The organism is Muriventricola aceti (assembly GCF_025567565.1).
GTDB classification, from domain to species: Bacteria; Bacillota; Clostridia; order Oscillospirales; family Oscillospiraceae; genus Lawsonibacter; species Lawsonibacter aceti.
The window spans coordinates 1-24339 of the sequence record NZ_JAOQKF010000012.1 but is presented as its reverse complement, the minus strand read 5'-3'; the positions used below and the strand labels follow the sequence as shown (position 1 = coordinate 24339).

At 51.8% G+C, this 24339-nt stretch carries 26 protein-coding genes and 1 pseudogene; all 27 read left to right on the top strand.

Annotation, left to right across the window (positions count from 1 at the left end; genetic code table 11):
• The first annotated feature begins 20 nt into the window (after positions 1–20).
• The 27 genes and pseudogenes from OCV64_RS12675 to OCV64_RS12550 all read left to right on the top strand — a co-directional run bounded on the left by OCV64_RS12675 (position 21) and on the right by OCV64_RS12550 (position 23866).
• Positions 21–239: a Maff2 family mobile element protein gene (locus OCV64_RS12675; protein ID WP_005944806.1), complete on the top strand. Its 219-nt coding sequence runs from the start codon at positions 21–23 to the stop codon at positions 237–239.
• A 316-nt stretch (positions 240–555) separates the two neighbouring features.
• The gene (locus tag OCV64_RS12670) at positions 556–942 is read left to right on the top strand and encodes a PrgI family protein (protein ID WP_262670241.1); all 387 of its coding nucleotides are present in this window, start codon (positions 556–558) and stop codon (positions 940–942) included.
• Complete coding sequence (locus OCV64_RS12665; RefSeq protein WP_262670240.1) at positions 908–3313, top strand: VirB4-like conjugal transfer ATPase, CD1110 family; 2406 nt, start codon at positions 908–910, stop codon at positions 3311–3313. Before OCV64_RS12670 ends, OCV64_RS12665 begins: the two co-directional genes overlap by 35 nt.
• 2 nt (positions 3314–3315) lie before the next feature.
• Positions 3316–3954: a hypothetical protein gene (locus OCV64_RS12660; protein ID WP_262670239.1), complete on the top strand. Its 639-nt coding sequence runs from the start codon at positions 3316–3318 to the stop codon at positions 3952–3954.
• On the top strand, positions 3942–4958 hold the full coding sequence (locus OCV64_RS12655) for a DNA cytosine methyltransferase (protein ID WP_262670238.1): 1017 nt from the start codon (positions 3942–3944) through the stop codon (positions 4956–4958). Before OCV64_RS12660 ends, OCV64_RS12655 begins: the two co-directional genes overlap by 13 nt.
• Positions 4959–5273: a hypothetical protein gene (locus OCV64_RS16225; RefSeq protein WP_394803841.1), complete on the top strand. Its 315-nt coding sequence runs from the start codon at positions 4959–4961 to the stop codon at positions 5271–5273. It abuts the gene before it with no gap.
• Positions 5234–6859, top strand: coding sequence for a C40 family peptidase (locus tag OCV64_RS12650; RefSeq protein ID WP_394803840.1), 1626 nt, complete (start codon positions 5234–5236; stop codon positions 6857–6859). The genes OCV64_RS16225 and OCV64_RS12650 overlap by 40 nt, the downstream gene beginning before the upstream one ends.
• A 23-nt stretch (positions 6860–6882) precedes the next feature.
• A complete protein-coding gene (locus OCV64_RS12645; protein WP_455429795.1) occupies positions 6883–7617 on the top strand; it encodes a phosphoadenosine phosphosulfate reductase in 735 nt (244 codons plus the stop codon).
• Positions 7604–7885, top strand: a complete 282-nt coding sequence (locus OCV64_RS12640; protein WP_262670237.1) for a DUF4315 family protein — start codon at positions 7604–7606, stop codon at positions 7883–7885. The genes OCV64_RS12645 and OCV64_RS12640 overlap by 14 nt, the downstream gene beginning before the upstream one ends.
• Positions 7875–8624 carry a DUF4366 domain-containing protein gene (locus OCV64_RS12635; RefSeq protein WP_262670236.1) on the top strand — a complete coding sequence of 250 codons (750 nt, stop codon included), beginning with the start codon at positions 7875–7877 and terminating at the stop codon, positions 8622–8624. The genes OCV64_RS12640 and OCV64_RS12635 overlap by 11 nt, the downstream gene beginning before the upstream one ends.
• On the top strand, positions 8621–10093 hold the full coding sequence (locus OCV64_RS12630; protein WP_455429794.1) for a DNA topoisomerase: 1473 nt from the start codon (positions 8621–8623) through the stop codon (positions 10091–10093). The genes OCV64_RS12635 and OCV64_RS12630 overlap by 4 nt, the downstream gene beginning before the upstream one ends.
• Complete coding sequence (locus OCV64_RS12625) at positions 10090–12012, top strand: recombinase family protein (protein WP_262670235.1); 1923 nt, start codon at positions 10090–10092, stop codon at positions 12010–12012. Before OCV64_RS12630 ends, OCV64_RS12625 begins: the two co-directional genes overlap by 4 nt.
• Complete coding sequence (locus OCV64_RS12620) at positions 12009–12392, top strand: TnpV protein (protein WP_097780878.1); 384 nt, start codon at positions 12009–12011, stop codon at positions 12390–12392. The genes OCV64_RS12625 and OCV64_RS12620 overlap by 4 nt, the downstream gene beginning before the upstream one ends.
• A 109-nt stretch (positions 12393–12501) precedes the next feature.
• Positions 12502–12750, top strand: coding sequence for a ferredoxin (locus tag OCV64_RS12615; RefSeq protein ID WP_097780879.1), 249 nt, complete (start codon positions 12502–12504; stop codon positions 12748–12750).
• Complete coding sequence (locus OCV64_RS12610) at positions 12728–13018, top strand: molecular chaperone (protein WP_097780880.1); 291 nt, start codon at positions 12728–12730, stop codon at positions 13016–13018. The genes OCV64_RS12615 and OCV64_RS12610 overlap by 23 nt, the downstream gene beginning before the upstream one ends.
• A gap of 432 nt (positions 13019–13450) precedes the next feature.
• Positions 13451–14308, top strand: a complete 858-nt coding sequence (locus tag OCV64_RS12605) for a metallophosphoesterase (protein WP_097780881.1) — start codon at positions 13451–13453, stop codon at positions 14306–14308.
• Positions 14309–14853: 545 nt separating this feature from the next.
• A complete protein-coding gene (locus tag OCV64_RS12600) occupies positions 14854–16083 on the top strand; it encodes a serine/arginine repetitive matrix protein 2 (RefSeq protein ID WP_172592759.1) in 1230 nt (409 codons plus the stop codon).
• Positions 16084–16145: 62 nt separating this feature from the next.
• Complete coding sequence (locus OCV64_RS12595) at positions 16146–16784, top strand: CHC2 zinc finger domain-containing protein (RefSeq protein WP_110437422.1); 639 nt, start codon at positions 16146–16148, stop codon at positions 16782–16784.
• Positions 16696–18072 carry a virulence-associated E family protein gene (locus tag OCV64_RS12590; RefSeq protein WP_262670233.1) on the top strand — a complete coding sequence of 459 codons (1377 nt, stop codon included), beginning with the start codon at positions 16696–16698 and terminating at the stop codon, positions 18070–18072. Before OCV64_RS12595 ends, OCV64_RS12590 begins: the two co-directional genes overlap by 89 nt.
• A gap of 251 nt (positions 18073–18323) precedes the next feature.
• A complete protein-coding gene (locus OCV64_RS12585; RefSeq protein ID WP_005335835.1) occupies positions 18324–18521 on the top strand; it encodes a hypothetical protein in 198 nt (65 codons plus the stop codon).
• 41 nt (positions 18522–18562) lie between these two features.
• Positions 18563–19177: pseudogene (locus tag OCV64_RS12580) on the top strand (DNA topoisomerase); the annotation flags it as partial.
• Positions 19167–19694 (top strand): hypothetical protein, encoded by a 528-nt coding sequence (locus OCV64_RS12575; RefSeq protein ID WP_262670232.1) that lies wholly within the window; start codon positions 19167–19169, stop codon positions 19692–19694. The pseudogene OCV64_RS12580 and the gene OCV64_RS12575, both read left to right, overlap by 11 nt.
• Positions 19695–19706: 12 nt before the next feature.
• Positions 19707–21569 (top strand): antirestriction protein ArdA, encoded by a 1863-nt coding sequence (locus OCV64_RS12570; RefSeq protein WP_262670231.1) that lies wholly within the window; start codon positions 19707–19709, stop codon positions 21567–21569.
• Positions 21566–21742 (top strand): hypothetical protein, encoded by a 177-nt coding sequence (locus OCV64_RS12565; RefSeq protein WP_262670230.1) that lies wholly within the window; start codon positions 21566–21568, stop codon positions 21740–21742. The genes OCV64_RS12570 and OCV64_RS12565 overlap by 4 nt, the downstream gene beginning before the upstream one ends.
• 499 nt (positions 21743–22241) lie before the next feature.
• On the top strand, positions 22242–22433 hold the full coding sequence (locus OCV64_RS12560) for a hypothetical protein (RefSeq protein ID WP_262670229.1): 192 nt from the start codon (positions 22242–22244) through the stop codon (positions 22431–22433).
• 103 nt (positions 22434–22536) lie between these two features.
• On the top strand, positions 22537–22842 hold the full coding sequence (locus tag OCV64_RS12555) for a helix-turn-helix domain-containing protein (protein WP_083833808.1): 306 nt from the start codon (positions 22537–22539) through the stop codon (positions 22840–22842).
• A complete protein-coding gene (locus tag OCV64_RS12550) occupies positions 22832–23866 on the top strand; it encodes a reverse transcriptase family protein (RefSeq protein ID WP_262670228.1) in 1035 nt (344 codons plus the stop codon). Before OCV64_RS12555 ends, OCV64_RS12550 begins: the two co-directional genes overlap by 11 nt.
• Positions 23867–24339: the final 473 nt, after the last annotated feature.

The window sequence follows — 24339 nt, the reverse complement described above, 5'->3', positions numbered from 1 at the left end:
AACGAAAGGAACTATGATTTATGGATTTTTTCACTAATGCGATCGACGTATTGCAGACCTTGGTGATCGCCCTGGGCGGCGGCTTGTGCGTGTGGGGCGGCATCAACCTTTTGGAGGGTTACGGCCAGGACAACCCCGCCTCCAAGTCCCAGGGCATCAAACAACTGATGGCCGGCGGCGGTGTCGCGCTCATCGGCCTCACCCTGATTCCTCTGCTGTCAGGTCTGCTCTCCACCTGATGTTTGCCAGTAAACCCCGCGGGAGGTCCCGGCACACGGGGCCTCCCGCAAAGGAGGTGATCCCCGTTTTTCAAGCTCTAACCGTATGTCACGAGCCGTTTTCTTGCTACTCCGATAGCTTATATATGCTACAACTATTGGGGCAACAACAACGAGAAAGTCTTTTATGATAGCAATATATGTTTCCATGTTTAATCTCCTTTATCTGGTTTGAGCATCTTATTAAAGAATTATAGCACATATATACACGGAAAGCGATTTGTTATGTAGCCTATCTCATACATGAGATTCATCCGCATAAAAGGAGGTATGAAATTTGGCCTATGTAACGATCCCAAAGGACCTTAGCCGGGTACAGAGCAAGGTCCTGTTCGGGCTGACCAAACGGCAGGTGATTTGTTTTGGAGCGGCGGCAATTATCGGCGTGCCGCTTTTCTTTCTGACTAAAGAGGCGCTGGGCACCACCACGGCGGCGCTCTGCATGATCCTGGTGATGCTGCCCTTTTTCCTGTTCGCCATGTACGAGAAGAACGGGCAGCCGCTGGAGGTGTTCCTGGGGCACCTCATTGAGAATAAGTTTATCCGCCCAAAGACGAGGATCTACCAGATCAACAATCTCTATTCCGCCCTGGTGCGGCAATCCCGACTGGAACAGGAGGTGAAGCGGATTGCGAGAAAAGGCAGAAAGACCGGCAAAGCGTAAGCTCACCCGTGCCGAGCGCAAGCAGATTGAGGCAGTGATCCGGCAGGCAAAGGGCGACGGGAAAGCCCGTACGGTGCAGGACAGCATCCCGTTTGAGAATATGTTCCCCGACGGCCTGTGCAGGCTGGAGGGCAGGACCTTCTCCAAAACCATTGCCTTTGAGGATGTGAATTACCGCCTGGCTGGGCCGGAGGACCAGCGGAGCATCTTTGAAAGCCTCTGCGATTTCTATAACGGCTATAATCCCTCCGTCGGCGTCCAGGTCACTTTGGACAGCCGCAGCGGAGGTAGCGCCGCCGACGAACTGTTCGGCATCCGCAGACAGGGCAACGATCTGGACCCCATCCGGGACGAGGCGGTGGACATCCTGCGGATGCAGTATAAGCGGGGCAACAACGGCTATGTGAAAACCAAGTATGTGACCCTGACCATCGAGGCGGAGAACCTTCCCGCAGCGAGGGCCCGGTTTGCCCGCATTGAGACCGACACCTTGAACCGCTTCAAGGTCATGGGGGCAGCGGCTCATGTGCTGGACGGAAAGGAACGGCTGGAGCTGCTTTACAACATCCTCCACCCGGAGGGCGAGCAGTTCGCCTTTGAGTGGGACTGGCTCCCGGCCAGCGGCCTTTCGGTGAAGGACTTCATCTCTCCGTCCTCCTTCCACTTCGGGGAGACCCGCACCTTCCGCATCGGCAAACGGTACGGGGCGGTATCCTTTCTGCAAATTCTGGCGCCGGAGATGCACGACCGCATCCTCACCGACTTCATAGAGGCGGACGGGAATATCATGGTGACCATGCATATCCGGGGCATCAACCAGAACGAGGCCATCAAAATGGTCAAGCGGAAGATCACCGACCTGGACGCCATGAAGATACAGGAACAGAAGCGGGCGGTGCGCAGCGGCTACGATATGGACATACTCCCCAGCGACTTGTCTACTTACGGCGGCGCGGCGAAGGACCTTCTCACCGACCTGCAATCCCGCAACGAGAGAATGTTCAACATGACCTTCCTGGTGCTGCACACGGCGGAGACCCGTCAAAAGCTGGAGATCGCCGTATCCCAGGCGGCCAGCGTCGCCCAGACCTATAACTGCCTTCTGACCCGGCTGGACTTCCAGCAGGAGGACGGGCTTATGAGCAGCCTTCCCCTGGGCCTCAACCGTATCAAGATCGAACGGAGCTTGACCACTTCGGCCCTGGCGGTGTTCGTCCCCTTTGTTACCCAGGAGGTGTTCATGGGCGGCGACGCCATGTACTACGGCCTCAACGCCCTCTCCAATAACATGATCCTGCTGGACCGCAAGCAATCCCGCTGTCCCAACGGTCTTGTGTTCGGTACGCCCGGCAGCGGCAAATCCATGAGCTGCAAACGGGAGATTACCTTCATCATGCTGATGACCCAGGACAATGTCATCATCTGTGACCCGGAGGACGAGTATTCGCCCCTGGTGAAGCGGCTGGGCGGTCAGGTGATCCGGCTGTCCCCGTCCAGCACCGACTATGTGAACCCCCTGGACATCAACCTCAACTACTCCGAGGAAGAAAACCCGTTGGCGCTGAAATCGGACTTTGTACTGTCCTTCTGTGAGCTCATCATGGGCAGCAAGACCGGTCTGGAGGCTATTGAGAAAACCGTCATTGACCGGGCGGTACAGATGATCTACCAGCCCTACTTTGCCGACCCACGACCGGAAAATATGCCGATTCTGGGCGACCTGATGAACGCCTTGTTGTCCCAGCACCTCCAGGAGGCCGACCGGGTGGCCCAGGCATTGGACCTCTATGTGAACGGTTCGCTGAACTTCTTCAACCACCGTACCACCGTGGACATCTCCAACCGCCTGGTCTGCTTTGACATCAAGGGCTTGGGCAAGAACCTGAAAAAGCCGGGGATGCTCATTGTCCAGGACGCGGTGTGGAATACCGTCACCATCAACCGGGCCATCGGGCACTCCACCTGGTATTTCGTGGACGAGTTCCACCTTCTGCTGAAGGAGGAGCAGACGGCGGCCTATTCGGCGGAGATCTGGAAACGGTTCAGAAAATGGGGCGGCGTGCCGACCGGGGCGACGCAGAACCCCAAAGACCTGCTCTCCTCCCCGGAGATCGAAAACATTCTGGAGAACAGCGACTTCATCTATATGCTCAACCAGGCTGCGGGCGACCGGAAGATACTGGCGGAGCGGCTGAACATTTCTTCCGAACAGCTCGCCTATGTGACCAACTCTGAGCCGGGCCACGGGCTGCTGTTCTTCAACAATGTCATCCTGCCCTTTGCGGATGACTTCCCAAAGGATACCGAGCTTTACAAACTGCTCACCACCAAGCCCAGCGAGGTGGAGCACGCGGCAGAAACGGAGGCGTGAATATGAAAAACAAACTGTATGTCATCAACGGCAAGACCTATCTCTCCCACATCAACGATGAGGTCCATCTGTATGGCCTGCTCCACCAGCTCGCTTTTCTGGCGGGCCGCATCAAGGACGAGGAGGACGTGCTCCATGTGCTGGACACGGCGAAGCGGTACGGTGAGATCGCCGAGGAGAAGTTCCAGGGCTGGGGCATCCCCGGCCGCTACCTGGTGTTCGGCGACCCCAAGGATTTGAAGGGGCTCATGGACAAGGAACTGGACGAGGTGGAGGTGGTCCCGGAGGAGGAGCCGAAGCCTAAGAAATATCGGGATGAGTACATCATCCCCGGCAGTAGTTTCCGTATGCTGGTGGGCGACATCTACAACCTGATTGTTCTCTATCACTCCCTGGCCCGCTGCCTGTCGGAGGCGGAGACGGAGAAGGATTTCCTCCGGCTGAAGAAAAAGGCCGGTGGCTATGAGAAGGTGCTGAAAAAGCTCTGCCGCAGCCTGGGCCTCCCGGAGGACAGCAACGCCGCCCAGGACATCCTGGAGGAGTCCATCATCCGCCGCCACAACCTGGTCCGCCTGGAGGATGTGGAGGATGAGCCCCAGGACGAGGGAGACCTTGAAGGGGACGAGGTATGGAGCGACTGACCCATGTGAGCCTGTTCTCCGGCATCGGCGGTCTGGATCTGGCGGCGGAGGCGGCCGGGTTCGAGACCGTCTGCCAGTGTGAATGGGCGGATTACCCTTATTCTGTCCTGGAGCGGCACTGGCCGGACGTGCCGAAGTTCCGGGACATCACCGCATTTACGAAGGAGGCGTTTTTTGAGAAAACAGGACTTGAAACAGTCACCATCATCTCCGGCGGCTTCCCCTGTCAGCCCTTCTCCACCGCCGGAAAGCGGCGGGGTTTTGCGGATGAACGCTACCTGTGGCCGGAGATGTGCCGGGTTATTACCAAGCTGCGGCCCCGTTGGGTGCTTGGGGAAAATGTTGCTGGCTTCATCAATATGGGGCTCGACAAAACGATTTTTGACCTGGCAAAAGCGGGATACGCTGTTCTTCCATTCGTATTTCCGGCTTGCGGCGTCGGCGCGTGGCATGAGCGCCAGCGAACTTTTATCGTCGCGGCTGATATTTCCCACGCCCCTTGCCTCCGACAAATCCACCTGCAGGGATGCGGCAAACCTGGATGTGTTCCTGTCGGACAATGGAATCTTCCGCAAGCGGAGCAGGGACGGGAGCATCTGGAGCCTGAGCCTGTCGGCGGCGGTGTTCTACCTGACACCGGCGGCGTCGGAGGGCTACCGCTCCACCCTGAAACCCACGGCCTTCCGGGGCAAGTCCCCGTCCAGCAACCTTTCGGCCCAGGTGATCCACCAGGAGAAACCCCTGTCGGAGAAGGCGGCGCTGAACCCGGATTGGGTGGAATGGCTTATGGGCTTCCCGAAAGGATGGACGGCCGTATCCTCTGGCGAGAGGAACCCGCAGACATCCCCCGCATAACAGAGGACACGAAGGACCGGGCGCTGCGGCTGAAAACCCTGGGCAACGCGGTCTGCCCGCCCCAGGCCTATCCCATTTTTCACTATATTTCCATGATTGAGACCGGGGCGTGCGCCAGCATCTGCCCCTACGGAGGAGGTGACGGATAAATGCAGGAATGGAAAGCCTCCGAGAAGGAGGCCCAGAAGATGACCCGTAACGGGGCCATTTCGGTGAACCTGGTGACTGGCGAGGCCACCCATGTTTCGGACCGTCCCCCGGAACAGGACTATTCCTCCGCTGATGAAACGGCGGGGACATTGAGCCGGGCGGCGGACGAGGCGGAAGGCCATGTGGAACGGCACCAGACGAAAAAGGCGCGGCGCAAGCGGCGCGACACCTTCCGCGGGAGGGTGAGGCGGCCAGGGACCGCCCTTCCTCCCGTTTGCAGTTTTCGGAGGCAGACCGGGCGGCGCCGGAGCTGAAAAAAGCAGTCCGCAAGTCCAACAAGGCGGCGGATAAGCTGGACGCGGCAAAAGCCGCCGTCCCCGTGAAGCCCCCCGGCAAGGAGCATGGCAACCCATTGTCCCGGCCGATGCAGGAGGTCAAGTCCACCCTCCACGGCGAGGTGAGCAAGGTGGAGGGCGAGAACTCCGGTGTTCAGGCCGGTCACCTGAGAGAACGGCAGATTGAGAAGGCCGTGGGTTATGGCGGCCGCCGCTTCCACCAGGCGCGGGCAGACCGTAAGCTGAAACCCTGGCGGGATGTGAAGCAGGCGGAGCAGGCAGCGGTGAAAGCCAACGCGGATTTCTATTGGCAGAAGTCAGTCATGGAGAACCCCCAACTTGCGTCCAGCAACCCCATCTCCCGCCTGTGGCAGAAAAAGCGGCTGCAAAAACAGTACGCCGCCGCGCACCGGGCCGGGACCGGCGCGGCCCAGGCCGCAGGCAAAGCGCCCCAGACCGCCGCCTCCGCCGCAAAGAAGGGCGGCGGGACCATCGCCCAGAAGCTGGATGGCTTCGTCACCAAAAACAAACACACCCTTCTCATCGTGGGCGGGATTGGCTTGATCCTCATGCTCATCATTGGGCTGATGCAGTCCTGCACCTCTATGTTCGGGGGCGAGACTTCCGGCCTGGTGGCGTCCTCCTATCTTTCAGAGGACGCGGACCTGACCGGGGCTGAGGCCGCCTACTGTGAGATGGAGGTGGAACTGCAAGAATACCTGGACACCTACGAGGCCACCCACGACTACGACGAGTACCACTTTGACCTGGATAAGATTGGGCATGACCCTTATGTGCTGCTGTCCATCCTGTCGGCGCTTCACGAAGGGGTGTTCACCCTGGACGAGGTACAAGGGGATATGGAGATGCTGTTTGACAAGCAGTACATCCTTACGGAAACAGTCACAACAGAGACCCGCTACCGCACCGAGACCCGGACGGACAGCGAGGGCAACGAGTACGAGGTAGAGGTTCCCTATACCTGGTACATCTGCACCGTTACCCTGGAAAATTTCGATCTCTCCCATGTGCCGGTCTACATCATGGGCGAGGACCAGCTCTCCATGTATGCCCTGTATATGTCCACCCTGGGGAACCGGCCGGATCTGTTCCCGTCCTCCGGGTATGTGGGCAAGTACATCGAGAACCCGCCCACGGCCTGGGACATCCCCGCCGAGTACCTGACGGACGAGAGGTTTGCCACCCTTATCACCGAGGCGGAGAAATACCTGGGGTATCCCTATGTGTGGGGCGGGAGCAGCCCGGAGACCTCCTTCGACTGTTCCGGCTTCGTCAGCTATGTGCTGACCAGTACCGGCCTGTGCAACACCGGGCGGCTAGGCGCCCAGGGGCTCTACAATATCTCCACGCCGGTATCCGATCCCCAGCCGGGCGATCTGGTGTTCTTTGTGGGCACCTATGACACCAGCGGTATCTCCCATGTGGGCATCTATGTGGGAGATGGCATGATGATCCACGCCGGCGACCATATCAATTACACATCCATAGAAACGAGTTACTGGCAGTCCCATTTTTATGCGTATGCCAGACCTCCGTACAACTGATGGGAGGTGAAACACACATCAATATGGTTTCCTATGGGGGCGGTGTCAACAGCACCGCCCTTTTAGTCGGTCTGCACCAGCACCGTATCCCGGTAGACCTGATCCTCTTTGCGGATACCGGGGCGGAGCATCCCCACACCTATACCTACCTGGACATCATGGACCGCTGGCTGAAGGACCACGGGATGCCGCCCATCACCAGAGTGTATAAGACCACGCGGGACGGAAAGCGGCTGACCTTGGAACAGGAGTGTTTGCAGAGCGGCACTCTGCCGTCTATGGCCTATGGCTTAAAGCGGTGTTCCCTGAAACACAAGATCGGGCCGCAGGAAAAGTTCTGCAACCATTACCCGCCGTGTCAAAAGGCGTGGGCGGCGGGCAAGCGGGTGGTCAAGTTCATCGGCTACGACGCAGGCGAGGGCTACCGCAGCGACAAGGTTCTGCTGGGCGACCTGGCCGACCGAAAATACAGCAAGTGGTATCCCCTGATGGAATGGGGATGGGACCGGGCGGCTTGCCAGCGGGCCATTGATGATGCGGGACTTCCCCAGCCGGGCAAGTCCTCCTGTTTCTTCTGCCCCAGCATGAGGGCGGAGGAAATCATCTATCTGCGGGATTACCACCCGGACCTGTTCCGGCGGGCCATCGTCCTGGAGGACAACGCCCGCCCCAATTTGAAAACGGTCCAGGGCCTGGGCCGGAACTATTCATGGAAAGAACGATTTGGAAAGGAGTTTTGCACACATGGCAACTGTTGAGAAGATCCGCCGTGACATTGAAAAGACCAGGGAGAAGATCTCCGAACAGCAGAAGCGCCTCCGCACCCTGGAGGCCCAGCTCACCGAGGAGGAGAACCTGGAGATCGTCCGCATGGTCAAGGCGGTGAAGATGGACAACCGGGAGCTGACGGCCTTCCTGAAGGCCTACGCCAGCGGCCTCATCACCCTGCCGGAGGGCATGATGGAGGCGGAGGCCGCGGCGGACCCCGGCGAGAATGAGATGGAGGACACCGAGTATGAAGAATAAGAAGATCATCCGCCTGTTTACGGCGGCTCTGGCCGTGGCGCTCTGTGCCACGGCCTTTGCTGTCCCTGCCTTCGCTGGCGGCGGGGAGGGTGAACCCTATTATACAGAAACCGCCGAGCCGGAAGTAACGGAGCCAATCGAGGAGGAACCCGCAGAGGAGGCCACCGGGGGCATGGAACCGGAGGGCGTCCCCCTGACCCCGGAGGGCAACGCAACCTTGGTGGGCGATTTCTACGGCAACAAGCAGATTATCACGGTCACCACCAAGGCGGGCAACTATTTCTATATCCTGATTGACCGGGCAAACGAGGACGCGGAGACCGCCGTTCACTTCCTCAACCAGGTGGATGAAGCGGACCTCATGGCCCTGATGGAGGATGGAGAGACCCAGAAGGCCCCGGCGGTCTGCACCTGTACGGAGAAATGCCAGGCCGGGGCGGTGAACACTTCCTGCGAGGTGTGCGCGGAGAATATGACCGAGTGCGCCGGCGCAGAGCTGGAACCTGAACCCGAACCGGAGCCGGAGGAGGAGAAGTCCGGGGGCATGGGCGCCCTGGCGCTGGTCCTGGTGCTGCTGGTGCTGGGCGGCGGCGGAGCCTTCGCCTATATCAAGTTCATCCGTCCCAAGCAGGCGTCCAAGGCCAGCGCGGACCCGGACGACTACGATTTTGCGGATGAGGAGGAATATATCAACGAGGACGAACCTAAACAGGAGGAAGAAACGGAGGATACGAAATGAAGCTGGTGATCTGCGAGAAACCGAGTGTTGCGAAAGCCGTTGCGTCGGCCCTGGGTGTCACATCCAGGGCCGATGGCTGTTTTGAAGGAAATGGGCTCATCGTTTCCTGGTGTGTGGGACACCTGATGTCCCCGATGGACGCAGCCGGGTATGACCCCGCCTATAAGAAGTGGAAGTATGACGACCTTCCCATCATGCCGGAGCCCTTCTGTTATGTGCTGGCGAAGGGCAAAGAGGACGCCTTCCAGAATTTGAAGCTCCTCATGGAGCGGGAGGATGTGACCGAGCTGGTCAACGCCTGCGATGCCGGGCGTGAGGGCGAGCTGATCTTCCGGCTGGTCTATGAGGCTGCCGGATGCTCCAAGCCCTTCTCCCGCCTCTGGATTTCTTCGATGGAGGACGCGGCAATCCGGGAGGGTTTTGCCGACCTGCGCCCCGGTGGGGACTATGACCCGCTGTATCAGTCCGCCCTCTGCCGCCAAAAGGCGGACTGGCTCATCGGGATCAACGCCACAAGGTTGTTCTCCGTCCTCTACCACCGCACCCTGAATGTGGGGCGGGTACAGACGCCCACCCTTGCCATGCTGATGGACCGGGACAGCAAAATCACAATGTTCCGCAAAGAGAAGTACCACCATGTGCGCCTGACTCTGGGCGGGGCCGAAGCGGTGTCCGAGAAGATTGCCGCCCCGGAGGAGGCGGAGGCCCTGCGGGCGGCCTGTGCCGGCGCGGAGGCGGTCTGCGCTTCTGTCACCCGTGAACAGAAGAAAGAGGTGCCGCCCAAGCTCTACGACCTGACCACCCTCCAGCGGGAGGCAAACCGCATCTTCGGCTATACGGCCAAGCAGACGCTGGACTATGCGCAATCCCTCTATGAGAAGAAGCTGCTGACCTATCCCCGGACGGACAGCCGGTATCTGACCGCCGACATGGCGGAGACCGCTTCGGCGGTCCTCCACCTGGCGGCCAAGGTGCCGCCCTTTGACGGGGGCGGGGAGTTCTTCCCGGATGTGTCCCTGCTGGTGAATGACAAAAAGGTATCCGACCACCACGCCATTATCCCTACGCTGGAGTTGGAGAAGGCCGACCTGTCCGCTCTGCCTGTGGGTGAGCGGAACCTTCTTTTGCTGGTGTGCCGGGAGCTGCTGTGTGCGGCGGCGGAACCCTATGTGTATGAGGCGGTCACGGCAACCTTTACCTGCGGCGGGCAGACCTTCACCGCCAAGGGGCGGCGCATCCTCTCCGAGGGCTGGCGCGAAATCGACCGCATTTTCCGCGCCTCCCTGAAGGAGGAGCCAGAGGACGAGGCGGGACCCGCCGCCCTGCCGGATTTCACCGAGGGTCAACTTTTTGACCAGGTGGAGGCCGCTGTCACCGAGCACTTCACCGCCCCGCCCAAGGCCTACACGGATGTGATATTTTGTGAGCGTAAGGAGTGGATAGGAATTGAAGAAAGGAGTTCAGCATGAGAAGAAAAAAAGATAGAAGCAATGGCATTACTGCTCTGTATGAAAGACTGTCTCGTGATGACGATAATGCTGGCGAGAGTAATAGTATCGTTCATCAAAAGCAAATGCTTGAAGATTATGCTATAAAACATGGCTTTACGAATCTTGTTCATTTTACCGATGATGGTTGGAGTGGAGCGACTTTTGACAGACCTTCATGGAATAAACTTGTTGAAGGCGTTAAAAACGGAGAAATCACTGCCTGTATCTGCAAGGATATGTCCAGAATCGGCAGAGATCATCTGCAAGTAGGTTTTTTCACTGATATTCTGTTTAGAGAAAAGGAAGTTCGATTTATAGCAATCAATAATGGTATTGACAGTGACCGTCAAGAAACCAGTGAGTTTGCCCCTTTTCTGAATATCATGAATGAGTGGTTTGTCAGGGACACAAGTAAGAAAATTAAAGCTGTACTGAAATCCAGAGGTTCTTCCGGCAATGCGCATACAAGTAATATCCCACCATACGGCTATTTGAAAGACCCCGAAAACCCCGACCATTGGATTATTGATGAAGAAGCTGCTGAAGTAGTCCGCAGAATTTATCGTATGACTATTGAGGGAAAAGGACCTTATCAGATAGCAAGAGAACTTTCAGAAGAAAAAATTGAAAGACCCTCTTATTATCTTGGGAAAAAGGGACTTGGAAATCATGCAAGCAACTATGACAAAGAAAATCCGTATATGTGGCGAGGAAATCAGGTTACTACTCTGATTGCCCGACCAGAGTATATCGGAAAGACTGTCAACTTCAGGACATTCAAAAATTCCTATAAGGACAAAAAAGTGAAAAGGGCAAATAAGGAAGATTGGGTGGTTTTTGATGATACACAAGAGCCTATTGTCGATGAAGAAACATGGCTGCTTGCTCAAAAGTTAAGACAGAATGTAAGAAAAGCAGATCCTATGGGCGAGCCTAATGTTCTGACCGGAAAGATTTACTGTGCTGACTGTGGTGCGCCAATGTATAATCACAGGGAACGAAAAGGGCGAGAAAGAATATATTATACTGCTAAAGGAGAAAAAAGGACAAGTTATTCCAATCCGGCAGATTGTTATGAATGTTCCACATATAATCTTGGGCGTCAGAAATATGACCGGCATTGTACTTGCCACCATATTTCAACAAAAGCACTTAAAAGCATCATTCTAAAAACCATACAGGAAACTTGCCATTATGTTTCTTTGAATGAGCAGGAGTTTGTCTATTCTTTGCAAGAAGAATCGGCGATGAAAGATATTGCTGTTTCTGAAACTGTAAAAAAACGCATTGAAAGAAATCAGAAGCGACTTCACGAATTGGATATGCTTATCAGGAAAATCTATGAGGATAATGTGATTGGAAGATTATCGGACAGGCTTTTTCAGAGTATGCTTACTGATTATGAAAATGAGCAGAACGAGCTAAACAAGATTATTGAGACTGACACCGCTGATATGCAACGAATTATAGGCGGTCAAAATAATGTGGAGCGTTTTCTAAAGCTGGTTAAAAAGTATGAGAACATTACAGAGCTTACTCCTGCCATGATAAATGAATTTATAGACAAAATACTGGTTCACGAGCCACAGGGAAAAGGTGCAGACCGCACCACAGAGGTGGAGATATATCTTAACTATGTCGGGCAATTTCAAGTACCTGTGGAGCAGCATGAACCAACAGAGGAAGAAAGGATTGCTGCTGAAAAAGAGGCGGAACGACTTCGCAGAAAACGAGAATCCAATCGTAAGTATATGAAAAAGATTCGTGAGAAATCAAAAGAATTTGCTGAACATGAGCGTATAGCAGAAGAAAATAATTCTGATAGCAATGTGCGTGTCGAACAGAACGCCGCAACCAAATCAAATCGGCAAAAAGTGAAAGGAGAAAAAATAGCATGACAGAATTGAAACCACGAATCCATGACGAAAGCAACGGTCTGGACTATGTTCTTGTGGGCGATTACTATGTGCCGGACTTGAAGCTGCCGGAGGAACACCGCCCTATCGGTATGTGGGGCAGACTGCACAGGACATATTTGGAGCAGTACCGCCCTACAAGGTTCTCTGCCCTCTGTTTATCCGGCGAACTGCATACTTACCTTGCTGACCTGAACGAACAGGCAGCGGAAAGGTGTAGCCTTATCATTGAGCAGATGAAACAAGCCGAGGGCGTGACCGAAACCATGAAAGCAGACAATCAGATGTTGTGGGTACAGTCCATGAACTCTATCCGTAACCGAGCCGAGGAAATCATCAGACAGGAAATGATTTACTGCTGATTTTATCAAGTCCAAAACCAACATTTTTATATCGTAAACGAAGCGACAGGTATTTCCTTATGAAGTGTCTGTCGCTTTTCATTTATCAAACTTTAAGGAGGAAAACACAATGAAGATGAACCGGAATGAAATGGAAGCCCTTTATGCCTTTGGCTGTCCGAACCTGAAAGCAACTGTCGAGCGTTTGCGTATGGTGGCTGCCCTTGCACCCGATCCGGCGGCGAAGAAGTTGTTTTATATGCTTTCCGTCAAGCTGAGTGCTGAGGGTGTTGAAAGGTGGTATCGCTGCTTTTACCGCAAGCTGCGTGTGTTGAAAGACCATAGGGAGGGCTGCTATGACGAGACTGACGAAGATTGAGAAAGAAACAATCGTTCTCTTTAATGAGGGCGAGGACAAGGCAAATATCTATACCCACAACGCCGGATTGAAAAAGAGGCTGGCTGCTTTTACTAAGAAGTACCCTGACCTTTGCCGACTGGAAAAATCCAATGTTCAAGGCGGTGTTTCTTATGTGCTGGCAAAGTCCCGTCTGTCTATCCGCTTCCTGCCGCCTTACAGCGAGGAACGCAGACAGAAAGCCAGTGAATATGCGAAAAAGCATGGGCTGAACAGTCAACAGGGATAGTGTGATAATAAGGGCTGATATGCGGTTAAAATGTCAGGTGCAGACCTGATGTTTTGACTGCAATTACATATGGGGGATATAAAGTATCGCTCTGTCTTTAATATATGGAAATTGTGTTGCAAATATTTTCTTGTATCTAAATTTACAATATATTAATTGATTTCTCGATTGCTTTCAGGTATAATATTACATAGTATTGGTAGATCTATTGATGTTTCCAATAAGTCTGAAGCTCAGATTGTTTCTGCGGTTAAGACTAAAGTCAGCAATGGTTCTTGCCGTCGTATCATCAATAATAAGTTGGTTGCTACCAATGGAGATGGAATGAAGTAATTATTCTATTTCATAACTATTTTAAGTAATATCTAACAAATGGTGTCACTACTGAATAAGCAGTGGCACCATTTGTAGTTAATTCAAAGGAGGATAATTATGAAAATAGTAGTTGGAGGGCAACACAAACGAAGAAATTTGATTGTGCTAATTTTGATTATCTTAGTTGTACTAATTGGCTGGATATTTTGGACGAATATGCATTTTACCTCAACGCATCTCTCCATTATAAATGACAAAATTCCCAAAGATTTTTATGGGTATAAAATTGCTGTTGTGTCAGACCTACACAACCATGATTGGAATGGAAAATTAACTGAGCAGCTACAAAAAGAAGCACCTGATATAATTGTGATAACAGGTGACTTTGTGGATTCTTCTCACACAGATTTCGGTGTAGCAAAGAAATTTATTTACGAAGCCAGAGATATAGCCCCGATTTACTATGTTACTGGAAATCATGAAGCTTGGCTTGATAATTATGATGATTTGCATAAACTACTGCTTGATGCAGGAGTTCATATAATGGACGATAAATGTGAACTTATAAAAAAAGGAAATTCAAATATTAACATTATAGGTATTCAAGATCCAGATTTTGTTGAGCGAGATACAATGGGTGGTATTCAAGGGGCAATTGTAGAGACAAAAATGGAGCCGTTGTTGGACAAGAAAATGTATAATATCGTTCTTTGCCATAGACCTGAACTCTTTGATAATTATGTTGCATTGGGTGCTGATTTGGTATTAGCAGGTCATGCTCATGGTGGGCAGATCCGTATTCCATTCATTGGTGGTTTAATTGCTCCTAATCAGGGATTTTTTCCAAAGTATACAGAAGGTGTTTATCACAAAGAAAAAACTGATATGGTAGTAAGTCGTGGATTGGGTAATTCCATCATTCCTGTGCGAATTAACAATACTCCTGAGCTTTTAATTGTTACATTAGGCAAGTAGCAATAAGCCTGTTTCAAAATCAGACATTTTTAATTATTTTTTAGTGACGAGATAAATATTAAGAAAAATAATATTTGCCGTTGTGATGCTCTTGAGTATGGAAAGAATGAAACGATGGAAATTGAATTTTAAGGATTTAGTGAGTTTTGTTTATCTATTTGCAGATTATCTGTAATCTGCCACAACTGAATATGACCGTCAAGGTCCGATGAAGAAACCGATGTATTGAGCGTAAAGCGATCATGCGTCGGTTTTTCTTTTTGCAAAATAGTCCGGTGGACTGTTTTGTAAAACCGAAGGAACTGACGGAGCTTGGGACAGGGCGAAGTCAGTTTGTTCGGGCGGGAGTACAGAGGGTGCAACCCTTTGTGCATGGGTACAGGGAATGCAATACCCCTGTGCAGGTCAAGGGCGGCAGCCTTGCCCAGTTAAGTGGCGTTTCGCCACTTAGTACTGGGTATTACTTGACGCAGAAAGCCGCAAGGAATCAGCTTCGCTGCCCTTCTCCCCTGTCGGGGAAATCAAAAAGAAAAGGAGGAACTCATGTGAAATTAACAAGACACAATGGACGAGCCGGAAAGAATGGCGTTTATAATCCGAAGCACAATGACCGCAGTTTTGACATTGCCAACAGCGAACACATTGACGAAGAACGAGCCAAACTAAATCTCTATTGGGACTGTTACAATGGCTTCAATTTCAAAAATCCCGAAAAGGAAAATGAACTGTCTGCCACTTTTGAAGATGTGGAACAGCTTTTTTATCGTCAGCGGTATCGTGAATTTGTGACCGGACAGAACGAAAGAAATGTGAAGAACCGACACCCTGAAAGGAATAAGGAAACCGGAGATTTACTCAAAAGCAAAAAGACCTGTCCAGAGGAAACGGTCTATCAGATTGGAACGCTTGATAATCATGTTCCACCGGAATTGCTCATTGAGATCGTCACAGAATTTATGGAAATCGTAAATGAGCGTTTCGGCTCTCATGTCCATATCCTGAATTGGGCGCTGCACTTGGATGAAAGCACCCCTCATATTCACGAGCGTCATGTGTTCGACTGTGAAAATCAATATGGGGAGATTGCCCCACAACAGGAAAAGGCTTTGGAAGCACTGGGGTTTGAACTGCCGGAACCGGAGAAGCCGGTCGGAAGAAAAAACAACCGCAAGATGACTTTCGATTCAGCCTGTCGAGTGCTTCTGTTTGATGTGGCGAAAAAGCATGGCTTACAACTGGAAGAAGAACCAGAATATGGTGGTCGTGCTTATCTGGAAAAACAGGACTATATTCTTTTCAAGCAAAAGGAGCAACTGGCAGCACAGGAGCAAAAGTTGGAAGAACTCACGATGAAGATTGAGGATGTGGAAGCTCTGGTGGATGAGGTTGCTGATATTGCCTATGACAAGGCGGTTGAGGTCGTTGCTGATACTGTGAAACTGGAAACGCACAAGGAGGATATTAAGCTTGTGGAGCAGTCTAAAGCGTGGGTTCTCTCCCCTGAGCGTAAGGCTTCAAAGAAAGAAATCGAGTATGCAACGAAACGATTGGATGGCGTGATTGCAAGAATCACAAATGCTATGAAATCAACCATTCAGAAAATCCAAACTACGCTGATGAAACCGGAGGTCAAAAAAGCCGGAACGGAGCAAATTAAGAAGAAAGCCAAAAGTTCCATTATAGAGCAGTTGAGCCGCAAAAAGAAAGAAATTGCAGAGCGTGAAGTCAGCCGGACAAATCAGGCGAAAAGCAAAAAACAGGATATGGAACTCTAAAGCACTTGCTGTTTTCACTTTGAAAATGACAGGTGCTTTTTTCGTTTCAGGAAAGGAGTCACATGAATGTATTTGAAGTTGTAAAAGAAAATGTTACTGCCCGACAAGCCGCAGAAGCCTATGGCTTGAAAGTGGGTCGCACAGGTATGGCGTGTTGTCCGTTTCACTCGGATAAGTCCCCCAGTATGAAGCTGGATGAACGCTATTACTGTTTTGGCTGCGGAGCAACCGGAGACGCTGTTGATCTGACAGCGAAGCTATTCGGTATCGGGCTGAGAGAAGCTGCTGTTAAACTTGCTGAAGATTTTGGTCTTAACTATGACAGCCGACAAAAGCCCAGTGTCCGCCCTCGTATTCGTGAGCCGACACCGGAGCAGAAATATCAAAAAGAAGAAAATCATTGCTACAAGGTGCTGACGGATTATTTTCATCTTCTTAGAGAATGGGAAAAGAAATACGCTCCTAAACAGCCGGATGAGGAATGGAGTCCCCTGTTTGCAGAAGCACTGTATAAGAAGAACTATATCGAATATCTGCTTGATATTCTTCTGTATGGTTCATTGGAGGAACGAAAAGCACTTGTGGCAGAACAGAGAAAGGAGGCGTTAAAACATGAACAGCGAATTGCAGAATTGTCAGCAGACAGAACCATGCACAGTAGAAGAAATCCGAAACAGCTTAGAGCAGAGCGAGAAAGGTAAGGTTTATAATACTGCCGCAAATTATAAGCGTGTTCTGCAATATGACCCACTTTTGAAAGGGGCTATCCGAAAAAATCTTCTGACCGAAAGAATCGACATTGTGAAGTCCCTCGGCTGGTATCGTGACAGCCCGACATTGACGGATGTGGATGTGAAATATCTGCTCCTATATTTTGAAGAAAACTATGGTTTGACCGTAGAGAAGAAAATCATAGACGCAGTTGCGGTTATTGCCAACGAAAACCGTTACCACCCTGTCTGTGATTTTCTTAATGCCCTGCAATGGGACGGAACGGAACGCATACGCTTCTGTCTGCACCGTTTTCTCGGTTCTGATACAGATGATTACACTTATGAAGCATTGAAGTTGTTTCTGCTGGGTGCTATCTCACGAGCTTTTAAGCCGGGGTGCAAATTTGAGGTTATGCTCTGTCTTGTGGGCGGTCAGGGAGCTGGAAAGTCCTCTTTCTTCCGTTTGCTTGCGGTCAATGATGACTGGTTCTCTGATGACTTGAAAAAGCTGGATGATGAAAATGTGTACCGCAAAATGCAGGGGCATTGGATTATTGAAATGTCGGAAATGATTGCAACCGCCAACGCTAAGAGCATTGAAGAAATCAAGTCCTTTCTGAGCCGCCAAAAGGAAACCTATAAGATACCGTATGAAACACATCCGGCAGACAGAAAACGACAATGTGTGTTTGGAGGTTCTTCTAATACCCTTGACTTTCTTCCCCTTGACCGAACAGGCAACCGCCGCTTCGTTCCGGTTATGGTCTATCCTGAAAGGGCTGAGGTTCATATTTTGGCGGATGAACAGGCTTCCAGAGAGTATATCAATCAGATGTGGGCAGAAGCTATGGAGATTTACAGAAGCGGCAATTTCCGTCTGAGATTCAGTCCGGCTATGAACGATTATCTGAAAGCCCACCAAAAGGATTTTATGCCGGAGGACACAAAGGCAGGACAGATTTTAGACTATCTGGAACGCTATTCCGGCAGCATGGTCTGTTCCAAACAGCTTTATAAGGAAGCACTGGGGCATGATTATGACGAACCGAAACAATGGGAACTGCGAGAGATCAATGACATTATGAATAACACCATCACAGGCTGGAGGGCGTTTAGCAATCCGAGGTATTTTCCAGAGCCTTACCGCAGACAAAAAGGCTGGGAGCGTATCAGGAACGACAACGAGCCTGACAACAGCATGGATGGTTTTCAAGAAATCCCGACAGAGGAAATGGAACAGTTAGGACTTCCGGAAGAATGGTTGAAGCAAAAATAAAAGCCCGTTGTCGTTTCGGTTGTCGAGCCGGTTGTCGGTCTGGTTGTCGGGCGAAAATCCCGAAAGTCTTGATATTGCGGCACTTTTCCCTCTCTGACAACCATGACAATCAATATTATAAAGAAAAAGGAAATAGTAAAAAGATAGTATCGCCCGATAAAGAAAAAAGGTTTTCTGATGTCCGTTGTCGGAACTTCGTTGTCAGACCTTTCCTTGTCGGGCTTTTTTCATTTAATTAGGAGGAATATCGTATGACAAATATCGTGAACAGTACACTACCCACCCCAAATAACCATTCGGAGAAAAACAAACCGGATGGAGTTTTTGTGATTAAGCAAGGCAAAACAAATTATAAAGTCAAAGTGTTTTTTGACCATAGTAGCGGTTTGACTGCTGAGGACAGATTGAAACGCATTATTCAGGCAGAAGCAGAGAGAGAATCTGCGTAAGTAATATGAAAAATATCCACGCACCCCCTTGACAAAAGCTTTCAGAGGATACTCTCCTGGCGGCGATGGAGACTGCCGGAAAAGACGATATGCCGGAGGACGCCGAGCGCAAGGGCAAAAGCCTCATCCCCACCAAAGCGGGGATCAACCTGGTCACCGTCCTGCCGGATACTTTGACCTCTCCCATGCTCACGGCGGAGTGGGAACAGAAGCTGACCGCCATCGCCAGAGGCGAGGCGGACCCCGCCGAGTTTATGGCGGGGATCACCGGGATGGCGCGGGAGCTGGTAAAGACCTATTCCCACATCTCCGAGGAGGGCCAGAAGCTGTTCGCCCCGGAGCGGGAGGCCATAGGTGTCTGCCCCCGCTGCGGCATGCCGGTCTACGAGGGGAAGAAGAATTTTTACTGCTCCGACCGCTCCTGCCGCTTCGTGCTGTGGAAGGATGACCGTTTCTGGACCTCCCGCAAAAAGGAGCTGACCCGTAAGATGGCTGCTGACCTTTTGAAAAAGGGTCGCACCTCCGTCAAGGGGATGTGGTCTGAAAAGAAGGGCACCGCCTATGACGCGGTGGTGGTGCTGGACGATACCGGCGAAAAGTATGTCCGCTTCAAATTGGAGTTCCCCAAACGGAAGGAGAGCTTGAATGGCAGATAAGACGATCCCGGATATTTCTCTGGGCGGCGCGGAACAGAACATGGGCCGGGAGGAACTGACGGTGGTGGCGAAAGCCGTTGCCGCCCTCTCCCCGGAGGACCGGGACCTTCTGGCCGCTGTGCAGGAGACCCCCTATCGGCTGACCACGGCGGAGCAGTTCCTGGAATTTGAGAAAAATGTGGACTGCTTCGTGCTGGAGCCCCATGTCCAGACCCTGGAGGATCTGGGATGGGAGTACCTGGAGGAGAAACTGACCATCGGCTTGACGGACGACCTCCGGGCCGCCATTGATCCCGCCCCCTTCGGCCGGCGCGCTCTGGAGGAGGACCGGGGGTGCTTCACCAGCCGGGGTTATCTGTTCCCCACGGATGACGAGTGGCAGCACGACCGCCCCCAGGCAAAGCAGACGGACCGCAAGCCCTCCATCAAGGAGCGGCTGGAACAGAGCAAACAGGAGTGCAGGAACAAGAACAAGGCCCAGGCGCCCCACAAGGGTAAATCTGAGCCGGAGCTGTAAGGAGGTGCGTATATGCCCCATTATGAATATGACAAGGATTATCCCTTTGCGGCTTTCATCACCAACCTGGGCAAATACAACGAGGGCGCCCTTGTGGGTGAATGGGTGAAGTTCCCCACCACGGCGGAGGAACTGAAAAAGGTCTTTGAGCGCATCGGGATCGGCGCGAAAGACGACTTCGGGCAGCCCTATGAGGAATGGTTCATCACGGACTACAACTGCTATGTGGGCGGTCTCTATGACCTGCTGGGCGAGTACGAAAACCTGGACGAACTGAACTACCTGGCCTCCAAACTGGATGACATGAGCCAGGATGAATATGAGCGGTTCCAGGCGGCCATGGAGATTGGCGACCATTCGGGCAGCTTACAGGAGATCATCAACCTGACCGAGAACCTGGACTGCTACGACATTTACCCCGACATCCACGACCACGACGACCTGGGCCGGTATTACATCGAGGAGCTGGACGCCATGCAGGTGCCGGAGCATCTGCTGGGCTACATTGACTATGAGGCATACGGCCGGGACATCGCCCTGGAGGAGGGCGGCGAGTTCACCGACCGGGGATATGTGCGGGATACCGGGAGCAGCTTCCATGAGTATTACGACGGCGAACACGGCAGCATCCCGGAGGAATACCGGGTGATGGCCTTCCAGGACACGGAGGAGTTGACTGAGGAGGAAAAATCCGAGTGGGCAATGGACATTGCCTACGACATGGACGAGTTCTTCCGCCAGCACGACCCGCAGTACGCCGCCGAGCACCCGGAGGAGCACGCGGCGAAAGAAGAAATCTATGAAAACCTGATGGCTGGCCGCATTTCCGCATTGGATGAGAAGCTGGCCGCCTTGGGGCAGACCCAGGAGGACTATCTGCCTTCCGAGATTGAGAAGTTCAAGGACGCCACTGGCTATGAGGAATTTCTTGATTTTAATCCGGCGGTAATCCGGGAGGCCATCCAGAACCCGGACAAGTCCCATGTGGACGAGATGCTGGCCTTTGCGAAGCAGGCAGGCCGGGAGTATGAGGCAGAGCTGTCCGGGCAGGCCCCGGCGCCCTCCCCGGATGACCGGGAGACCGGCGAAACGGTACGGACCCCCAGGGGGACCTTTTATGTGACGGATATGAGCCGGGAGCAGATGGAGGCGGCCGGGTACGGTCTGCACCATCAGTCCGACGATGGGAAGTATCTCATCATGGGCAACGGTTCCCGCGCCTTTGCTATCCGCGGCGAGGAGGCCCAGGAGCACGCCGCCCCGGAGAAGATGACCGTCCTGGTGGTGGAGCCCATGAAGGAGCCCTATGTGAAGGAAATCGCCCCCGGCCTCCATTCGTTACAGGCAGAGGTGGGCGGCGATATTGCCACCGCTTATCCCTTCTCCGACCCGGTGGGGCTGGTCTGCAACGATGAGGGAAAGCTCATCGGCCTGGAGCTGAACCGGGGCCTGCGGGATGAACATGGGGAGATTTACGACGTCATGGCCGGCACCTTCCTGGTGGTAGGGCTGGGTGAGGAGTCCTTCACCTCCCTGACCCCGGAGCAGGTGCAGAAGTACATGGAACATTTCAAGCAGCCGGAGCAGTTCATCAGCCTGAACGGGCAGATCATCGCCCTGCCGGTGGAGCCGGAGAACCCTCTCCGCACCGCCGAGATGACCCTGGAGGACGACTATGGGATGATTGACGGGGTGCTGAACAACGGTCGCAGGGGTGAGGAGCTGGAGAAGGCCCAGGGTGAGGCGCGCAGGACCACGCCGGAGAAGAAGCCCTCCATCCGGGAGCGGCTGGCGGAGGCCAAACGGGAGTGCGGCGAGCGCAAGCCCCCGGACAGAGCCCAGCAGAAGAAGCCCCCGGAGCTGGGCGACTTATGAGCCGGAGCAAGAAATGGCGTCTGGAATGGGCGTTCTTCCTGGGTGAGAACGGCAGACGCCAGTATAACAAGCTCTGCAAGGGCTGCGTCCACCCCTACAAGCAGAGTTTCCGGGCGGTGGTGTTGTCCTGTCCGCACTATCTTTCCCTCCGTTCCAAAAAGTGCGGGAATTAGGGTTCAAAATGGGCGAAGAAACCGCCTGTGGCGGCTTTTCCGTGTAGGGGCAGTATGATTTCACTTCACGATTTAAGAGGGAAGAGAGACCGTTTTGAACACCTTTCCATAACATAGTGGGAGCGTCCCCTCGGTTCAAACCGAAAGAGACACTCCCACTATTTTTTGTTTCAAAACTTATTCGCAAATAGCGAAATTATATCTTGACTTGTGGCTTGTAATTTGCTATTATAGCATTGCAGCGAAAAGTAGAGCAGGTGCTCTGCTGGTCTTCTCCCCCAAATTGGAGTGCGTCCGCACTCGCGGAACATCTTAACGGTGTTCTACCCCACGGGGGCGGCACACGGCTTGACCCCCGATGCGCCGTCGCCCGGCATGGCCCAAGCCGGGAGCTTGGGCCATGCCCAAAGGAATTAGATGGGTTGTCCTGTATGCACCAACTCTTTCCCGGGAGGGAGCCACACCAACTATACTTCGTGGTTCTCGAAAGAGGTATGTTATGCAAAAGCATAAGAAATCGCTGTTCATGCAGGACAGTCCCGGCAACTCGTCGGCCCCCCGGACTTCTCACCGTTCCAAGTTCAAGCGTAAATGGCGCAAGACCGTATTCCGGTTAGCGTTTAAGGCGCTTGAAGTGCTGCTGGTGGTTTTACAAATCATCCAGTGCTTTTGTGAGATGTTCAAGAAGTAAGACGAGGTGGTGCAGCAAACGGGAAGCCCATCTAATTTTTGTTTATTAGGCCAAGTGGCTTTGATATTATAGATCGAACCTAAATAGCTGGGAGGTGGCAAGCATGATTGGAGATGTATTGAAGCGTACGCGTATCATTTATGGATATAAGGCCAGTGAAATGAGTTCAGAACTTGGCATCTCTGCGAGTTACCTTTCGGAAATTGAAAACAACAAAAAGCAACCATCTTTGGAATTACTCCAAAAATATGCGGATATTTACGGTATCCGATTATCTTCTTTGATACTACTTTCTGAAAACATGGATGAAGCAGAAAAGTCTGGCAAAGGAACTGCCTTTGTCAGAAACATGATGGCACACTTGATACAAAGTATGTCTGCGGCAGCAGGTGATCCAGATGAAGAATAAAGCGCCGATTAGAAAATATGACATCACTCAATGTGCTCTTTATAAATGCCGGACAAAAAAGCGTCTTGAACATCTTCTGTGTCTTGAACCCGGTGGTCTCAAAATAATTGATAGCATCATCGGGTATCACAAATTTGAAATCGATAAAAAGCATTCTAATGAAAAAAGGGAGATAACTGCTCCGGATAAGATACTTAAAGCTATCCAGCGCAGAATTCTTTACCTGCTTCACCGGGTCATCCGGCCTGAATGGCTTATCTCTGGAGAAAAGCAAAAATGTTATATAGACAACGGAAAGGCACATCTCGACGGAAAATATGTTCTGACTATTGATATTAAAAAGTTCTATGATAACTGCACACGAGAACCTGTGTACCAGTTTTTTGTGCAGAAATTGAAAACTTCCCCTGATGTGGCTGAAAAACTAACTGACATCATAACATACAATGGTGGTATCCCAACCGGGTGCCCAACAAGTCAGATTATGGCTTTCTATGCTTATTCTGATATGTTTTCAGAAATCTCTGATCTGGCGAAGCAATGCGGTTGCAAATTCACTTTGTATGTGGATGACATGACTTTCTCTAGTAAAAAGCCTTTCTCTCCCAAGCAGTTGAGACAAATGATTGATTGTGTACTGAGAAAATATGGACACAAGCCTAAATACCGCAAAGTAAAGTATTACGGTCCGTCTGACTATAAACCAATTACAGGAACGGTGGTCACTCCTGAACAGTCCCTTGCTGTACCTAATGGGCTTCAAAACACCATATATGATGCGTTTCAGAAGGTAAAACCGCTCATTGGCACTGAAGCCTGTTCTGAAGAAGATGCAAAACAAATTCTATCATTAAAAGGACAGATACAGGCTGCCCGCAATATCGAAGAAGGAAAGTTTCCTGAGATTAGACGGTTAACGAACCAAATCAAGGTGCCAGATGCTCAATCTGCATCAAAACAAAAAAGACAGATCCACAGATACAACAAGAAAATCCGTGTAAAACAACGAGCAACTACTAAATAATACGGCGGGAGTGCCGCCTTTGGCTTAGACCGAGGGTGACGCTCCCGCTTCTTTTTTGTTTTAGTACTTAAAAATCACTTGCAGCATAATGAATAGGGTAGTTCTTTCCTTTCGGCGTATCTTGTTCTTCACAAACCAGATTATATATCTGGTCCTCTAAGTCCGACCAGGACATATCTTTACGAAAACCTTTCGTATTATCAGCCCAAACATTTAAGCAAAACATGGCGAATACCATTTCACAGCTACGGCGAGGAAATAGCCCCAAATATGATGAATAGAAATCTTTTGTATATTGATAGTGATGTGTATGAATAAAGTCTTTCCACTTTATTGGGATTTCTTCTTTATCAATAATATCAATAACAGAAATTTCTTCGCAAATTGCAAGTGTAAGTTGGACACCTGCACGGTAGAACTTAGTGAATCAGAGCGTCGGTCAGGATGGAAGCCGCTGGCTTCCGTCCTGGGCG

Bases quoted from the DNA above. Each gene is read 5' to 3' on its own strand.
- OCV64_RS12675 (WP_005944806.1), top strand. From the start codon at position 21: ATGGATTTTTTCACTAATGCGATCGACGTATTGCAGACCTTGGTGATC.
- OCV64_RS12660 (WP_262670239.1), top strand. From the start codon at position 3,316: ATGAAAAACAAACTGTATGTCATCAACGGCAAGACCTATCTCTCCCAC.
- OCV64_RS12655 (WP_262670238.1), top strand. From the start codon at position 3,942: ATGGAGCGACTGACCCATGTGAGCCTGTTCTCCGGCATCGGCGGTCTG.
- OCV64_RS16225 (WP_394803841.1), top strand. From the start codon at position 4,959: ATGCAGGAATGGAAAGCCTCCGAGAAGGAGGCCCAGAAGATGACCCGT.
- OCV64_RS12645 (WP_455429795.1), top strand. From the start codon at position 6,883: ATGGTTTCCTATGGGGGCGGTGTCAACAGCACCGCCCTTTTAGTCGGT.
- OCV64_RS12640 (WP_262670237.1), top strand. From the start codon at position 7,604: ATGGCAACTGTTGAGAAGATCCGCCGTGACATTGAAAAGACCAGGGAG.
- OCV64_RS12635 (WP_262670236.1), top strand. From the start codon at position 7,875: ATGAAGAATAAGAAGATCATCCGCCTGTTTACGGCGGCTCTGGCCGTG.
- OCV64_RS12630 (WP_455429794.1), top strand. From the start codon at position 8,621: ATGAAGCTGGTGATCTGCGAGAAACCGAGTGTTGCGAAAGCCGTTGCG.
- OCV64_RS12625 (WP_262670235.1), top strand. From the start codon at position 10,090: ATGAGAAGAAAAAAAGATAGAAGCAATGGCATTACTGCTCTGTATGAA.
- OCV64_RS12620 (WP_097780878.1), top strand. From the start codon at position 12,009: ATGACAGAATTGAAACCACGAATCCATGACGAAAGCAACGGTCTGGAC.
- OCV64_RS12615 (WP_097780879.1), top strand. From the start codon at position 12,502: ATGAAGATGAACCGGAATGAAATGGAAGCCCTTTATGCCTTTGGCTGT.
- OCV64_RS12610 (WP_097780880.1), top strand. From the start codon at position 12,728: ATGACGAGACTGACGAAGATTGAGAAAGAAACAATCGTTCTCTTTAAT.
- OCV64_RS12605 (WP_097780881.1), top strand. From the start codon at position 13,451: ATGAAAATAGTAGTTGGAGGGCAACACAAACGAAGAAATTTGATTGTG.
- OCV64_RS12595 (WP_110437422.1), top strand. From the start codon at position 16,146: ATGAATGTATTTGAAGTTGTAAAAGAAAATGTTACTGCCCGACAAGCC.
- OCV64_RS12590 (WP_262670233.1), top strand. From the start codon at position 16,696: ATGAACAGCGAATTGCAGAATTGTCAGCAGACAGAACCATGCACAGTA.
- OCV64_RS12585 (WP_005335835.1), top strand. From the start codon at position 18,324: ATGACAAATATCGTGAACAGTACACTACCCACCCCAAATAACCATTCG.
- OCV64_RS12575 (WP_262670232.1), top strand. From the start codon at position 19,167: ATGGCAGATAAGACGATCCCGGATATTTCTCTGGGCGGCGCGGAACAG.
- OCV64_RS12570 (WP_262670231.1), top strand. From the start codon at position 19,707: ATGCCCCATTATGAATATGACAAGGATTATCCCTTTGCGGCTTTCATC.
- OCV64_RS12565 (WP_262670230.1), top strand. From the start codon at position 21,566: ATGAGCCGGAGCAAGAAATGGCGTCTGGAATGGGCGTTCTTCCTGGGT.
- OCV64_RS12560 (WP_262670229.1), top strand. From the start codon at position 22,242: ATGCAAAAGCATAAGAAATCGCTGTTCATGCAGGACAGTCCCGGCAAC.
- OCV64_RS12555 (WP_083833808.1), top strand. From the start codon at position 22,537: ATGATTGGAGATGTATTGAAGCGTACGCGTATCATTTATGGATATAAG.
- OCV64_RS12550 (WP_262670228.1), top strand. From the start codon at position 22,832: ATGAAGAATAAAGCGCCGATTAGAAAATATGACATCACTCAATGTGCT.